Here is a 14,068-nt window from a genome sequence, read left to right on the forward strand (position 1 = left end):
GGTGGGATACGTCAAGTAGATGACTTGAAGCATACGGGCCGTATTCGGCCGGAAAAAGGAGTGAATCATGAGCGCCATTATTGATATCGTTGGGCGTGAAATCCTCGACAGCCGCGGTAATCCGACCGTTGAAGTTGATGTTTTCCTGGAAGACGGTTCCTTTGGACGCGCCGCAGTGCCGTCAGGTGCCTCGACGGGCGCCCATGAGGCGGTCGAGCTGCGTGATGGCGGTGACCGTTACAAGGGCAAGGGTGTTCTCAAGGCTGTTGAAGCCGTCAATGGTGACATTCTGAACGAACTGGCTGGCCTGGAAGCTGAAGATCAGCTCACCATCGACCAGAAGATGATTGAACTCGACGGTACCGAAAACAAGAGCCGTCTTGGTGCAAACGCCATTCTTGGCGTCTCTCTGGCGACCGCACGCGCTGCGGCTCAGGCCTGTGGCCTGCCGCTGTATCGCTACGTTGGTGGCTCGTTCGCACGCACGTTGCCGGTTCCGATGATGAACATCATCAACGGCGGCGCACATGCTGACAACCCGATCGATTTTCAGGAATTCATGATCATGCCGGTTGGTGCGTCGAGCATCGCCGAAGCCGTGCGCATGGGCTCGGAAACCTTCCACACGCTGAAGAAGCTTCTCGCCGATGCCGGCAAGAACACCAATGTTGGCGATGAAGGCGGGTTTGCACCGAACCTCGCCAGCACGGATGAAGCCATCGGCTTTGTCATGAAGGCCATTGAAAAGGCTGGCTACACGCCGGGCGAAGACATCTATCTGGCGCTTGATGCGGCTGCGACCGAGTTCTTCAAGGACGGCAAGTACGAGCTGGAAGGCGAAGGCAAGAGCCTGTCTCCGGACGAAATGGCCAAGTACCTCGACGATCTCGTCAATCGCTACCCGATCATTTCCATGGAAGATGGTCTGGCCGAAGACGATTGGGAAGGCTGGAAAGCCACGACAGACCTCGTTGGCAACAAGTGCCAGCTTGTCGGCGACGACCTGTTCGTGACCAACACCAAGCGCCTGAACCGCGGCATCAGCGAAGGCATCGCCAATTCGATCCTGATCAAGGTCAATCAGATCGGCACGCTGTCCGAAACGCTGGACGCCGTGGAAACTGCTCACAAGGCGGGTTACACCGCCGTCATGTCGCACCGTTCGGGTGAAACCGAAGATGCAACGATTGCTGATCTGGCTGTTGCCACCAATTGCGGTCAGATCAAGACCGGTTCGCTGTCGCGCTCCGATCGTCTGGCCAAGTACAACCAGCTGATCCGCATCGAAGAAGAACTCGGTCCGCAGGCTGTTTTCGCCGGCCGCTCGATCCTGAAACGTTGATCTGACTGATGGCCTTCGGCTCCTTTGGGGCCGAGGGCGTCAGTAAAAAAATGCTGTGAACACAAAAGGCCCCGCCGAAGTCATCAGCGGGGCCTTTTGTCGTTACCTCGTCGAGGGGCCGTGATCAGGCCGTCGCGCTGGCCGTGGTCTCTGCGTGACGGATAGCTGCAACAAAAGTTTCGGGCTGTTCGGCCCCGGAGAGGGCAAAGCGCTGGTCCAGAATATAAAACGGCACGCCGGACACACCCATCTGACGTGACTTGTCGACCTCGGTCTGAATGGCTTCGACGTCCTTGTCGGAATCAAGTCAGGTCGTTACCTGTCTGCGATCAAAGCCATGACGGGCTGCGATGTCTGCCAGAACGGATGTATCGGCCAGATTCTTGCCTTGCAGGAAATAGGCTGCGAACAAATCTTCGACCACCGCCGACTGACAGTCCGCTTCACCCGCCCAGGCGATCAGACGATGGCTGTCGAGTGTGTTTGGCGAAATCTTGATCTTGTCGAAAGCAAAAGTAATACCGATGCTGTCACCTTGCGCTGCAACCGTCTCATGCATCTGGTCAATGCGGCTCTGGTCACCAAATTTGTTGGTGAGATAGTCGTGCCGTGAAATTCCCTTCGCAGGAATAGTGCCATCAAGCTGGAACGGATGATAGCGCAGGGTAACATTAATATCATTCACCTCAGCCAGCGCAGCCTCAAGGCGTTTCTTGCCGATGTAGCACCAAGGACAGACGATATCGGAAACGACATCAATCGTCAGTGGGGTTGTGGATTTGGCCATGAGAAAACTCCAGAATTCAAGGGGCAGCGCTGGCAGTCTTACCGCATTTCCGTCTCAAGAGCCAATTACCGAAACTGACTGCGGATTTTGAAATTGGCCCTGGGGCGAGCGATACCGCCCGGTGGAGAAGATCACATCATGGTGTGGCTGAGGATAGCATTGATCCGCATGCGCATTGCCGCATGCGCCTTGGGGTCTTTGACCACGGCAACAGGCCCAAGCCCTTGAACCAGACCGACGAGGTCCTCCTCCCGGCAGGTGGCATTGGCGATGGAAAGGACGGTGGTATAAAGGTCCCCGGAGAGAAGTGTTGCCATGTTGGGGGCCTCGAAATTCTCCGGAAACAGCGACACAACCTGAGAGCCAAGCCCAAGCGGCTTTTGCTGCGCATCACTGAGATGCAGATACAAATCAAATTCGCTGCGCGGAAGACCGCCGCTTTCGATGTAACTGGCGAGCAGCCGATGGTTCTCTGCAAGCAGGCGGTCCGCCAGACGGCGCATTTTGCCTTCCTGCAGAAGTGTCGTAATGGCGGGGCGCAGCGTTGCCTCATCTTCACTGGCCAGAATAACGTTGCTTGCGCCTGCCTTGAAATAGAAACCAGCGTCCGCTGCTGTGTCGGTGAGGACGAGAATAGGCAGCGTACTGAAGCGCGGGTCGGCGCGTAGACGATACAACACCTCATGATTTTCGTGCATGTCGGCATTGAGCACACAAAGATCGAAACCACGCTCCGCCAGATAAATTTCGCCAATGCTCTGGTTCTGGTGCGCCAATCACCTCAATCGGATGCGCCGCAAAAGCATCACTGGACAGATTGGACAAGCGATGAAAGTTGCGCCCCTGACCGATAACAAGCATGCCGCCATGTCCGCGCAGATGGGGCGCGACGCCATAGTTGGGCACTCGGCCGAAAACCTTCCGCCGAATGCGCGCTTCCTGCCAGCGTAGCGTTGTGCGCTGAAGCGTATAAATCCGTTCGATGATCGTTGCGGGAGACACGTTTTTGTTGAGAAGGGCGGTAACACGCAGACCCTCCGGCACCGGCGTTGTCGCATCGTTCAGGCCAACGACCGGAACGTGTGACGGCACCTGCGACAGCTTGTCAAAAAGGGTCGCAAACTGGGCAGGTGAAAGACCCAACTCAGCCAGATGAACCAGATTGAGTAACACAAAAGCCGAGGCCTGCTCTGTGCTTTCCGGTTCTCCGCTCTCAACCAGGGGAGAGCCGGATTGCAGGAGCACCTCAAGGTCAATCAGCGGACAATCGGGCAGAAAATCTGTCACAGCATCGCCGAACGGTTGCCCGATACACAATCCCGGGCCGTTCCAGATCAACGATGTCTTGTCCATTCTTGGATCCTGTGTTGGTGGCTTATGCCACCTTGGTGGCCAGACGCTGGGTGCGCAATGTCAGGCGTTCACGGTCCAGAGTTCCATCTTCAGTGCGCGGCAGATTTTGCAGAACAAGAACCCGATAGGGGATTTTCGCCAGATCAATACCCTCAGCATCCAGAAAGGCGAAAAAGGCCTTGGCGTCCGGCATGGTGCCATGATTTGGGACAAGAGCGGCATAAATCCGCGAACCGATGACATCATCCTGAACCAAAAAGCAGGCGGCCTCTCTCAGGCCGGGGAATTTGGCATAAAGACCGTCGAGGGCTTCCAGATCGCCGGCACCTGCGGCATAGGTGCCGGGAACGCCAAACCCAATGATTGTTTCGGCTTCCCGGTTGACCTGAATGCCGGTTGCCACAAAGCCTTTGTCGTCGCTGACCTGTACTTCGGGCAGTTTGGACAGCACCCAGCCAGGCGTTGGCACACTGGCTCCTTTGACGAGTAAGGCGGTTGCTGATCCATCCGGTTGACCTGCGCTATAACCCGTTGTCGCCAGTTCGAGGAACGCTGTGCCGCTGGCGAAATCATGTTCGCCCAGACCAATGATGGCATTGCCGTTGCCGCCGCGACGGCGCTCGGCCAGCATGGCAAATTCATCGGCCACATGCAGATCAATGATCGGATGCTTGTGATTGAAGGTTTCAGGCATCGGCGCTGACACATTCCAGACAATGGCAAGGCGTGTGTCTTGCGGGCGGATGGTACGATCAAGCTGGCGTGCCAGCGGGCCGGGGGTCAGCACGTAGTCGGCGGCGACGTCATTGGCATGGCGGGCGAGATTGGCAAGTGAGCGCGGATGATGCAGGAACAGTGTTCCCGCACACAACAGCCAGGGCACGAGGCCGCCCCCGATGCCCGTCAGGCCAGACATGGAATAGGGCACCAGCAGGTGACTGCCGTCATGCAGCTCGGCTGTCTCAACGATATTTCGACCCACGGCAATCCAGTGATTGTGCGACCGGTTGAGGGGGAAATCCCGCGTGCCGGAGCGGTTCCACGACAGGGTCACGGTGTGATCCCCCGGATCGCTGCGATCCAATTCTTCAAAGGCCAGCTCATCGCCCATTTCTGCCAGCATCGGCCCGACGTCGATCAGCCCGTCAGGAATGTCTTTGCCCAACCCGAAGACGAACCGCATGGAAAAGATGTCGGCAGCCACATCGCGGGCCGTGTTGGCTGTCATGCGGGTTTCGACCCGATCCGCGGCGATGAGGCCTTTGGCTCCCAAGCCATTGAGCGCGGCCAGAACGTCGCTTTGGCGCCAGTGCAAAGGTAGCGGTGAGACCACAAGTCCGGATCGGATAGAGGCGAGAAAGGCAATCACCATGTCCGTGGTATTGGGCGCATGCAGGCCGACAACATGATCCGGCTGCAAGCCAAGCGCACGATAAAACGCGGCCTGACGGTCGACTTCATCACTGAGTTCGGCGTAGGTCAGGGACCTTGGTTCGCCGCCGGTCCACGAGGTCCGGTCCGGGGCATCAACGACAGCGATCCGCTCGGGATTGGTGCGGGCCGCAACCCGCAACAAATCATCCAGGGTCTTGGTACCTCAGGATCCCTTGGCGTGGTATCGCTGTGCGAGAGCGTCGGAAACTGCTTTCATTCTGCCTGTCCCGTTTGCATATCAACGACCGTCGCCTGTCGATGCAGACCACCACGTATCAAATTCGTGCCCGTAAAGTGAGTGCGTGGCCGGCGACTGAACGCGCTTCCAATGCGCCACCCAGTCGTCGGCAACATGGAAAAGCGGAATGGCATAGGCCCCTGAAATCAGCACACGGTCGAGAGCGCGCACCGCACTGACGAAATCGTCCTGCGAGCGCGCTTCGATCATCGCCTTGATCATTGCGTCGATGGCCGGACTTTTAGCGCCCACAAAATTGAAAGAGCCTTTCAGATCCGCAGCGTTTGAGCCCCAGCGGCCATATTGCTCGTTGCCCGGTGACAGCGAGGCCGTCCATGTGTTGAACACCATATCGAAGTCGCGGTTGGTGCGCCGATCTTCAAACTGGGCCGAGTCGAGTGTACGCACGCCAACGGTGATGCCCAACATGCGCGCTGTGCGGGCATAGGCCAGCGCCAGCTTTTCTTCATCCTCGTTCTTGGTGAGGATTTCGAAGCTCAAGGGCTTGCCGCTGGCCACGTTGATGAGCTGGCGTCCTTTTAACGCATAGCCCGCGCCTTGTAAGAGTTGCAGGGCCTGACGCAACACCTTGCGATCATGGCCTGAGCCATCGGTCTCTGCCGGATGCCATTTTCCAGCCATGACAACGGGCAAAACCGCCTTCGGATAGGGGGCGAGCAACTGTTTTTCGCTCGCATCAGCCGGCTTGCCAATGGACGACAGAATGGAGCTGTCCCAATACCCCTGAGTACGGGTATAAAGCCCGTAATACAGATTCCGGTTGACCCAGTTGAAATCAAACAGCATCGACAGCGCCCGCCGGACACGCGCATCTGAAAAGACGGGGCGACGAGTGTTGAAGGCAATGCCGCGCATATCCGCTGGAATACCCAGTTTGATATTCTCTTGAACGACCTTGCCCTCTTTGGCGGCTGGAAAATCGAAATCCGTCTTCCATCGCACCGGCTCGTTATAGGCAAGAGCATCGACAAGGCCTTTCTTGAAGGCTTCGTGCAGGCTCGTTTGATCGCGGAAATAATCGATCTGGATCACATCGAAATTGTCAAACCCCGCCTTGATCGGCAGATCCTTGGCCCAATAATCCGGGTTCTTCTTGTAGATCACCCGGCGACCGGGAACGATCTTGTCAAAAACATAAGGACCCGAGCCAATCGGCGGTGTCAGGGTCGACTTGTCAAAGGTGGCCGCATCCGTATGGGTCTTTGAAAACACGGGAGCCAAGGCCACCAGAAAGGGCAGCTCCCGATTGTCGCCATTGGCAAAATCGAGGCGAATGGTGCCTTTAGCCGGGTATTCGTATTTGACGATCTGCTTGTACCAGGAGGAAAATGGCGGACGTCCCTTGTCGGCGAGGATTTTGAGCGAAAAGGCAACATCCTGAACGGTGACGGGCGTACCATCTGAGAACTTTGCCTTGGGGTTCAGCTTGAACTCGATCCAGCTGCGGTCTTTAGGCAGCCGCACAGATTCGGCCAACAACCCATAAAGGGTGAAGGGTTCGGCATATGAGCGCGCCATCAGGCTTTCGATGACATTATTGCCGAACTCGCGCTCGTGCATGCCGCGGGCGCTGGTCCAGCCACCCTGAACAATATAAGAGTTGAGGCTGTCAAAGGTGCCTTGAACGCCAAGCTTCAGCGTCCCGCCTTTGGGCGCAGATGGATTGACATAGGGAAGGTGCTTGAAATCAGCAGGCATCGCAGGGTTACCGTGCATGGCCATTGCATAGCTTGCAGGCACCGGATTTTCAGATGTTGCGTTTGGCGGCACCGTGCCTGTTTGATCCGCATGGGCGGCAAGGGGCGCTGCCAAACAGAGAGCGGCGCTCAGGCACACCGATCGGATGCCCGCGAAGAGGCCGGAGGCCCGCAGTGATCCCGACAGTCTGCGCAGAGGCGCTGACCGGCGAAAAGCCGCTTTGGAACGCAGATGAAAATGCAAAGGGGCCAAGCCGCTACTCTCTCACTAAGCTGATCAAACCTTGATTCTGCTAAAAGTCTATCATATGCCAAAAAGCAAGCGGAGCTTGTCACAAGCTCCGAGGCACTTATTCAGAGATGAAACCAGTAGCTGTATTGTCTATTTTGCGAAGTGCAGAGACATCAACGCGTGTTTTTTTAAACACCGCGTTGCAATATGGTCACCGTATTGCCCAATTCGTCGCCCATGTGGGGTGCGGTTGGTCACAAGATGCTACGACCACTTGAACTTCTTAGTGAATTGGCTCAAGTACGGCATCAAGAATTGCAGACGAACGACTGAGGATGGTTCGAATGAATAAATTTATGAAGAGAGGCCTGATCGGCAGCGCTATGGTCGCGTTGACAGTCTCCTCTTGGGCAGGCACGGCATCCGCGCAGGACAGCAAGGGTCAGTCCCCTTGGGTAAAGGTCTGCAATACCGATCCGAAGGTCAAGAAACAGATCTGCCTCGTGACACAGGAACTTCGCACCAACACTGGTCAGTTCCTCAGTTCTGTGGCTGTTCGCCAGATCGAAGGTGAAGCACGCAAGACGCTGCTGATCGCTGTGCCGACCGGCATGCTGATCCAGCCGGGGCTGCGGGTTCAGGTCGACAGTGGCAAGCAGGAACAGGCCAAGTATGGCATCTGTTTCCCGAACGCCTGTTACGCCGAAATGGTCATCGACGACACTTTCATCAACGGCATGAAGAAGGGCGGCAAGCTCATCATCACGACGCTTAATCAGCAGGCCAAGGCCGTGCCGATGGCTCTGACGTTGAGCGGCTTTACCGACAGCTATGATGGCAAGCCGATGGATGTGGCCGCTCTCAAGCAGCGTCAGCAGAAGTTGCAGTCGCAGCTTCAGCAGCGCGCCAATGAAGCGCGCCAGAAACTGATCGACGCTCAGAAGAAGAGCGAGCAGGATTCCGGCAACTGATGAATTGATCTCGTCTGTTTCAGACAAGCAGGTCGTATCGACAAAACGCTCGCGGGAGACCTCCTGCGAGCATTTTTTTATGGTAACGTCAGAAAATCAGTCGCATCAATACGGGGCAAAGAGCCAAACGTTCGGCATTTTTGACAATCAGTGCAGATCAACTTCGCGGCGTTTGTAATTGCCGTCAGCCGTGATTTCGAAGATCTCGCGCACCTGATGATGCCGCAGTGGCTCGCCGGTTGGATCGATCTCGAGGTTCTGCTCACTCACATAACTGATGTATTCACCCTCGTCGCTCTCGGCGAGCAGATGATAAAATGGCTGATCCCGATAGGGGCGCACATCCTCGGGGATGGCATAATACCATTCGTCTGTGTTGCTGAATGTTGCGTCCACATCAAATATCACCCCGCGAAACGTGTGATATTTGTGACGAACAACCTGACCAATATTGTATTTCGCCTGACGCATACCTAAACCCGCGAACACCCAATAAATAGACGAACACTTTTCAAAGTGTCCTAGATTTCATCTCCGGGAGCGCCGCCTTTGCGCTCTGAGAGTTGAATAGAAAAAACAGGGGCAACTTTATCGAGCCTCTGTTTTGAACGGCACGACAAGAAAACTGTCACGCTGCGTCTACAATGCACGTTAGGCGGGAAAGCTGTAGGGAAGGTAAACATAAAACGCTGTCTACATGGAGCGTTTTATTACAGGCGGGCAATGATCAGTCGTTCCATTTCTTGTGTGACCACATCCATTGCTCCGGCTTTTCCCGGATCCATGCTTCGAAAAGATCATGCACAACCTGTGTGGCTTTCTGGACATCCGCGACTTTGTCATCGGTGTGTGGCATAGCGATTTCGCAGGCTTCAATCAGAAAATGCGCGCCTTTTGTGCGGGTCACGCGACCGGCGACCAAAGGAACCCCGGCGGTACGGGCAAGATAAGGTGCCACCTGATTGGCGGTGGCTGGTTGGCCGAAAAACATGACATCGACGCCACGCCGCTCGCGCAGGTCGGACATGATCGCGATATTCTGCCCCTGACGCACGAGGTGCACCAGCTTGCGGGCGGTGCTGTGGCTCTTTGGCAGCAGGCCAAGAGGGTAGAGATCCTTGCGCAAGCCACGCAATACAGCGTCGGAATAGGGGTTGTTAAGCGACTGATAGACGCCTGCGACGGGCACATGGTTCATCCACAACGGCTGGGTCGACAGTTCCCAGTTGCCATAGTGCAGGGACATGAGCACGCAGGACTTTTCGCCGTTGACGACGGCTTGTGCCGTTTCATCCAGCTCATAGGTAAAGCGCTTGGGCTGGCGGATGATGCGCCCGACTTGAAACACCTCGGCAGAAACGCGGCCGAGATTGTCCCACATCCCGCGGACAATGGCGTCTCGCTCACCAGGGCTCAGGTCGGGCAGCGATTTTTCCAGATGCTCATGGGCGCGTTTGCCACGCTCCGAAAACCGGCCAATCACACGCCAGGCACGTCCCATGATCCAGGAGGACAGGTCGATGGGCAGAATTTGAAAGATGCTTACGAGGCCACGCAGAGCGGTGGCTTCGATTTTCAGCCGCAGGGTCTGTATGCGTGTGCGAGAAGGGGGCATTACTTGATTACCAGCGACCTCTAGGCGCAAACGGCGTATATAATGTGGTGTCGGATTGGAACACTCTCAGCGATGAGAGACGTCTGCGAGTGATCCTGTGTCAGTATCCAAGCTTGCTGTCGGATGCAAGCTTCCTCCGGCAGAAGCCTGCATGTGGCTGCAACCTTGCCCTGAAATGAGACTGACTGAGTCCACATCCTAGCCAAGATAGCGCAGGAAATCCGTCTTGGCCGAGGGCGCAATGCCTTCGCGCATCAACAGGCGACGCATGAAGGGCACACGCTCAGCAAGGTACAGCCCGGCACTGCGGGCGACTTGGATCGGTAAAAAATCAGTCAGCAGCGAGCGGTTCAGTGTGTCAACGACGAAGGTACGGCTGCGAATATCGCCCCGGCGCTTGTCCTGATAAACCGTCAGCACATCCGGGCTGCCCCAGTCCTTGCCGGTGTCGCGTGCGCGGACTGCGCAATCGCATAAAACCTCCACATCCCGTAGGCCGAGGTTCAGTCCTTGTGCGCCGATGGGTGGGAAGACATGCGCGCTTTCGCCCACCAGAGCGAGGCGCGGTCCTACCAGTGCGTTGGCTGTGAGGCCCGACAGGGGAAAGGACTGCGGCTTTGTTTCAAGCTGCATTTTTCCCAGGATGGAATGCGCCCGTCGTTCGATTTCCCGCTCAAGCGTGGCCGTCGGCATATTGACGAGTTGCTCGGCACCTTCCGCGGTTTCAACACAGACCAGCGAGGAGCAATTGCCCTGAAGCGGTACCAACGTGAAAGGTCCCGTCGGTGTGTGGAATTCATTCGAGGTGTTGTGATGGGGTCGCTCGTGGGACAGGTTCACGACCATCGCCACCTGCGGATAGGACCAGCGCTTGATCTCGATGTCGGCCGCTTTGCGGGCAGGGGAGTTGCGCCCATCTGCCGCGACACACAGACGCGCGTGAATGGTGGTGCCTGCCTGTGTGGTGATCGCCACGCTGTCGTCATGAAACGCGTAATGGGCCACGAGACCCCGTTCGATTTCGAGACACTCCGTTGCGTTTGCTGCTGCTTGCAGTTCACGATTGAGGTCGCGGTTGCGAATGTTGTAGCCGAAGGCATCCAGCTCCAACTCACCACTGTTAAAGGTAATCTCAGGCGCACGGACAAGGCGTCCGGTCGCGTCGATCATGCGCATGTGCGACAGGGCTTCGGCGTGTGGCGCGACCTCCCCCCAGAGTTTCGCCGCTTGCAGCAATGTGACCGACGACTGAAGAAGGGCCGTCGTGCGTCCGTCAACAAGATTGGCCTCTGGCGCAATCAGGCAGGTGGAAAATCCACGACGCGCCAGCAGAAGAGCGGCGGTCATGCCGGTTGGTCCGGCTCCAACTACAGCGATATCAAAGACGGTCTCAGCACGCGGTGAACTCATGCCGGTCTCCTTCAGTGTCACGAGAATGAGGGGAACATGGCGCTTTGAGACTGAATTGCAAGCAGGATTTCACGTTTTTGACGCGGTCAAATGCCACATGATTCCCAAGCGTGATTGCGCTTGCCGTCACGATTCTTGCAAAAAATGACGGCATTGCCTTGGAAAAATCCCAATTGTTTCTATACCTGACACAGCTTTGATCCAAAGAGACCATGCGCTGCGGTTTGCTCCTTCAAGAGATGTTCATTCACTCTGATCTGTTGGCATGCAGGAAATGCTGTTCATTTTTGGACAAAATTGAAATACTACATGATCTATATGGCACCGAAGTAACGCCCGTTGCTTCGGATGGCATTTCGTTTTCACTTTCACGAGACAACCGCCTTGACCGATTTGACGACTGAAAAGCGAGCGCCTGAGCCGGTTCTGTTCCTGATCCACCTGTTTACGGCCTGTGGTGCCCCTCTGGCCCTGATCGCCCTTCTGGCAGGGGCGCGTGGTGAATGGGCTGAAATGTTCGCCTGGTTGGGGCTGACACTTGTGGTGGACGGCATCGACGGACCGTTGGCGCGACGTTTCAATGTTGCCGAACGTCTGCCGCGCTGGTCCGGGGCGTCTCTCGATTTCGTCATTGATTACGCGACCTATGTGTTTCTGCCGGCATTTGCCCTGGCGGGAAGCGGCGTCCTGCCGCAGCCTTGGAACTGGATCTGTGGCGCGCTGATTGTCTTTACCGGTGCTTTGTATTTTGCTGACAACGGCATGAAGACGCCGGACGGAGCCTTCAAGGGCTTCCCGACAGGCTGGAATATGGTCGTCTTTGGCCTTTTGGCCTTGTCACCCTCGGTGCCGGTCATGGTGGCGTTCGTTTTCGCGTGTTGTGTGCTGACATTCGCGCCGATCAAGTTCGTTCATCCGGTGCGCGTCAAGCGTTGGCGGGTGCTGACCTTGTTGATGACGTTTGTCTGGTTTGTCGCCGCTGGGTTCGCCATTGCCAATGATCTGCATGCCACGGGCCTCACCAGCCTTGCCCTGACGGTCTCCAGCCTGTACCTGTTCTGCGTTGCGGCAGTCCAGCAAGTGATTGATCGCTATTTCTAATCCGTAAACTCGCGGAACGCTTGCGCAGGCGTCTCACGGCAGTGCAGCAGTCCGCAGAGTGGTGAGGTATGGTGGAGTTGATATTCGAGCCAGCGGCGTGGGCAAGTCTTGTGACGCTTACGGCTATGGAAGTCGTCCTCGGGATCGACAACATCGTCTTTCTCTCGGTGATCGTTGCCAACATTCCAGAGCATCAATCGGAAACAGCTCGCAAGATCGGGCTGCTTCTGGCACTCGTGCTGCGCATCGTGCTTTTGTCACTGGTGTTCTGGCTGATCGGTATGACCAAACCGCTCTTTGTACTCCATGATCAGGCCTTTTCCGCAAGAGATCTGATTTTGATTGCTGGTGGATTGTTTCTGCTTTTCAAAGCGACGCGTGAAATTCATACCGACATTGAGGGTGACGACGACGAGACGGGCTGCTGCAAACCTCGCCGCACGCCGGGGTTGTTTTCTATCATCCTTCAGATTGCACTTGTTGATCTTGTGTTCTCGGTCGACTCGGTGATTACGGCTGTCGGTATGGCCGACCATCTCGCTGTCATGATTCTGGCTGTCATCTTCGCCGTTGCAGTGATGTATCTGGCATCCGGGGCGGTCGGGCGCTTCATCAAGGCGCATCCCACCACCAAGATGCTTGCCTTGGCTTTTTTGTTGCTGATCGGCCTTGCTCTTGTGGCGGATGGCCTCGGTCTCCATATCCCAAGAGGGTACATATATTTCGCCATGGCTTTTTCTGCGCTCGTGGAAACCATCAATATGGCAGCAAGGAAGCGACGCAAGTCAGACACGTGAAGAGGAGGAACGAGCAATGGTTCATGCCATCCGACTGCACGAAACGGGGGGCCCCGACGTTCTGAAATGGGAGGCCTATGATCCGGGTGAGCCTTAGCCCCGGCGACGCCTTGATCCGGCACTCCGCCATCGGTCTCAACTACATCGACACCTATTTCCGCTCTGGTTTGTATCCTGCTCCAAATGATTTGCCGCTCATTCCGGGGAATGAAGGGGCAGGGGAAGTTCTGGCCATTGGTGACTCAGGTTGCCAATGTGAAAGTCGGAGATCGTGTCTGCTATGTTGGCAGTCTGGGGGCCTATTGCGAACAGCGTGTCGTGGACGCAAGTCGCCTTGTTGTTCTCCCCGCCGATATTTCCGATGACCAGGCTGCCGCGATGATGCTCAAGGGTATGACCGCGCAATACCTGTTGCGACAGACCTACCGGGTCAATCGCAACACGACGCTTTTATGCCACGCGGCCGCTGGTGGTGTCGGCATGATCCTTGGTCAATGGGCCAAGGCGCTTGGTGCCAAGGTGCTGGGGACCGCGGGCTCCGACAACAAGGTCGAGTTGGCATCGCAATATGGCTATGATCACGTTATCAACTACCGCCAGTCCGACTTCGTCAAGAAGGTCATGGACCTGACGGATGGGCATGGCGTCGATGTTGTCTATGATTCGGTTGGTCAGGACACGTATCCCGGCTCTCTCGATTGCCTCAAGCCACGTGGACTTTGGGTCAGTTTTGGCCAGTCTTCGGGCCCCATCCGCGATTTCAACCTTGGTCTTCTGGCGCAGAAAGGCTCTCTGTTTGCCACGCGTCCATCGTTGTCTTCCTATATTGGTCACCGGGATGAGCTTGTCGCCAGCGCGCAGGATCTCTTCAAGGTCGTGACGGATGGCAGCGTGACCATCAACGTCAATCAGAGTTACGCTTTGTCTGATGCCCGTAGGGCGCATGAGGACCTTGAAGGCCGTGAAACCACCGGCGCAAGTGTGCTCAAACCCTAAGGTGCAGGCCTTTAAATGCGATCCGGATAGTCGCAGCCGATGTGTGTTTTTGTTTCGTCACCCAGGAAGCGGCG

General features: G+C 56.3%; 11 protein-coding genes and 2 pseudogenes. 5 read left to right on the forward strand and 8 right to left on the reverse strand.

Annotated features, from left to right (window positions below; translation table 11 throughout):
* Positions 1-67: 67 nt before the first annotated feature.
* On the forward strand, positions 68-1,342 hold the full coding sequence (gene eno, locus AC0L7U_RS01475) for a phosphopyruvate hydratase (protein ID WP_473693242.1): 1,275 nt from the start codon (positions 68-70) through the stop codon (positions 1,340-1,342).
* A 124-nt stretch (positions 1,343-1,466) separates the two neighbouring features.
* Here the strand turns inward: eno and AC0L7U_RS01480 are convergent.
* The 5 genes and pseudogenes from AC0L7U_RS01480 to AC0L7U_RS01500 form a co-directional block, all read right to left on the reverse strand.
* Positions 1,467-2,129, reverse strand: a pseudogene (locus tag AC0L7U_RS01480) (DsbA family oxidoreductase).
* Between the two features lie 131 nt (positions 2,130-2,260).
* Positions 2,261-2,905: a PleD family two-component system response regulator gene (locus AC0L7U_RS01485; RefSeq protein ID WP_473693244.1), complete on the reverse strand. Its 645-nt coding sequence runs from the start codon at positions 2,903-2,905 to the stop codon at positions 2,261-2,263.
* Positions 2,811-3,482, reverse strand: coding sequence for a hypothetical protein (locus tag AC0L7U_RS01490; protein ID WP_473693246.1), 672 nt, complete (start codon positions 3,480-3,482; stop codon positions 2,811-2,813). Before AC0L7U_RS01490 ends, AC0L7U_RS01485 begins: the two co-directional genes overlap by 95 nt.
* 22 nt (positions 3,483-3,504) lie before the next feature.
* A complete protein-coding gene (locus tag AC0L7U_RS01495) occupies positions 3,505-5,055 on the reverse strand; it encodes an AMP-binding protein (RefSeq protein ID WP_473693248.1) in 1,551 nt (516 codons plus the stop codon).
* A 99-nt stretch (positions 5,056-5,154) separates the two neighbouring features.
* On the reverse strand, positions 5,155-6,915 hold the full coding sequence (locus tag AC0L7U_RS01500) for an extracellular solute-binding protein (RefSeq protein ID WP_473693250.1): 1,761 nt from the start codon (positions 6,913-6,915) through the stop codon (positions 5,155-5,157).
* Between the two features lie 533 nt (positions 6,916-7,448).
* Between AC0L7U_RS01500 and AC0L7U_RS01505 the strand changes: the two genes are divergently transcribed.
* Complete coding sequence (locus AC0L7U_RS01505) at positions 7,449-8,075, forward strand: invasion associated locus B family protein (RefSeq protein ID WP_473693252.1); 627 nt, start codon at positions 7,449-7,451, stop codon at positions 8,073-8,075.
* Positions 8,076-8,222: 147 nt separating this feature from the next.
* Here AC0L7U_RS01505 and hspQ read toward each other — a convergent pair whose 3' ends face one another.
* From hspQ to AC0L7U_RS01520, 3 genes are all read right to left on the reverse strand, one after another.
* A complete protein-coding gene (hspQ, locus tag AC0L7U_RS01510) occupies positions 8,223-8,546 on the reverse strand; it encodes a heat shock protein HspQ (protein WP_473693254.1) in 324 nt (107 codons plus the stop codon).
* Between the two features lie 256 nt (positions 8,547-8,802).
* Entirely contained in the window at positions 8,803-9,690 is an 888-nt protein-coding gene (locus AC0L7U_RS01515) for a lysophospholipid acyltransferase family protein (protein ID WP_473693256.1), read from the reverse strand.
* 198 nt (positions 9,691-9,888) lie between these two features.
* Positions 9,889-11,100 (reverse strand): UbiH/UbiF family hydroxylase, encoded by a 1,212-nt coding sequence (locus AC0L7U_RS01520; RefSeq protein WP_473693258.1) that lies wholly within the window; start codon positions 11,098-11,100, stop codon positions 9,889-9,891.
* Between the two features lie 384 nt (positions 11,101-11,484).
* On the opposite strand from AC0L7U_RS01520, the gene AC0L7U_RS01525 reads away from it, so the two are divergent.
* From AC0L7U_RS01525 to AC0L7U_RS01535, 3 genes and pseudogenes are all read left to right on the forward strand, one after another.
* Entirely contained in the window at positions 11,485-12,201 is a 717-nt protein-coding gene (locus tag AC0L7U_RS01525; protein WP_473693260.1) for a CDP-alcohol phosphatidyltransferase family protein, read from the forward strand.
* A gap of 68 nt (positions 12,202-12,269) precedes the next feature.
* Positions 12,270-12,998: a TerC family protein gene (locus tag AC0L7U_RS01530; RefSeq protein WP_473693262.1), complete on the forward strand. Its 729-nt coding sequence runs from the start codon at positions 12,270-12,272 to the stop codon at positions 12,996-12,998.
* Between the two features lie 16 nt (positions 12,999-13,014).
* A pseudogene (locus AC0L7U_RS01535) lies at positions 13,015-13,994 on the forward strand (quinone oxidoreductase family protein).
* The last annotated feature ends 74 nt before the right edge of the window (positions 13,995-14,068 follow it).

It is taken from the genome of Roseibium sp. 10G30-5 (assembly GCF_055809635.1).